Annotated in this window: 1 protein-coding gene; it reads right to left on the reverse strand. The window is 50.8% G+C overall.

What is annotated here, in order from left to right; genetic code table 11:
• Positions 1-140: 140 nt before the first annotated feature.
• On the reverse strand, positions 141-995 hold the full coding sequence (locus IQ219_RS19780) for an META domain-containing protein (RefSeq protein ID WP_194073758.1): 855 nt from the start codon (positions 993-995) through the stop codon (positions 141-143).
• Between the last annotated feature and the right edge of the window lie 174 nt (positions 996-1,169).

Below are 1,169 nucleotides of genomic sequence, written 5' to 3' on the forward strand. Positions count from 1 at the left end.
GGGGACGGTTCTCTTTATTGGAATTCTTGTCTGGTCGGTGTGGTTCGCCTTCCACATGGACTGAGCATTTTCCCCCCCGCCCCAGCGGTGGACTAGTGGATTTTCTCTCTGGCAAGTACTTTGTGCCTAGTTTAGAGGCACTATCCTTGGGTCTGTGGATCTGCCGTCAGGGGCAAGAAAACTAATTGTTCAGTTTTGTCTGCCGCTAGGTAGTCGATCACCAATTCACCGCTGGTGAGAATCTGGTATTTTTGGGCGTTGACTAGGGCTTGAATAAATTGCTGTTCCTGGTTCATGAGGGGTTCAGAGCAGGCCATCATGGTGGAAGCCATGCGCTCATCTATGGTTAAATTTTCCCCGTCAATGGTGAACTGTCCCATGAGGCGATTACAGCCCCCAGTCCCCGCCAGGCGATCGCCAAGGAATTGAATCTGGGGTGTTGCTTGGGAGTTTTCGTTGGTGATGGGTGCCACCCCGGCCATGGTCACCAGTTGCCATTGACTGTTGTGGAGGGCACTGTACTGACTAGCGGGAATAAAAGTGATACTGCCCTGTTCCCCATCCTTCAGGTAGGTCAATGTCAGTTGTCCATCGTTGCCGATGCTATAGGTCTTTACCTGGGTAAGAAGTTGCAAAAATTTCTGTTCCTGGGCCATAACCTCGGCGGCACAGGCTTTGCGGGTTGTGGCTAGGGCTTGGCCAATGGTTAAGTTTCCGTTACTGCTGGTATAGGCGCCATTAAAACTATTGCAACCGGCGTTACCCATCAGGCGATTATCCTTGAATTGCAACGTAATCGGGGCACTGCCCGGCACTGGGGAGCCAGACCACCCACTGATATACCAAGTAGTACCCTGGAGAGATGGGGAGGTAGAAGCTTCCATGGCTTGAACGGCATTGGTAGGCAAAAAGGGTAGGGCCTCACCCGTGGTCCCCAAGGCCAATCCGCCCATAATGGTAGCGAAAAAGAGAGTCTGGGAAAAGTTCAAACGCATGGTTACAGTGTTGCAATTAGCTAAAAAACAAGATATCTATACCCCCACGATTTTACCATTGGCAATTTCTTGCCTAGAATTGGGACGGAACAGTTTGCGAATTGTTTTTGCCTCTGCCATTAGAATCCGTGGCTGCAACCTTAATTTTTCCCCTCCAACGGTGGGGACTCAGAG

This window comes from Synechocystis sp. LEGE 06083 (assembly GCF_015207725.1).
Taxonomy (GTDB): Bacteria; Cyanobacteriota; Cyanobacteriia; order Cyanobacteriales; family Microcystaceae; genus Synechocystis; species Synechocystis salina.

Bases quoted from the DNA above. Each gene is read 5' to 3' on its own strand.
- IQ219_RS19780 (WP_194073758.1), bottom strand. From the start codon at position 995: ATGCGTTTGAACTTTTCCCAGACTCTCTTTTTCGCTACCATTATGGGC.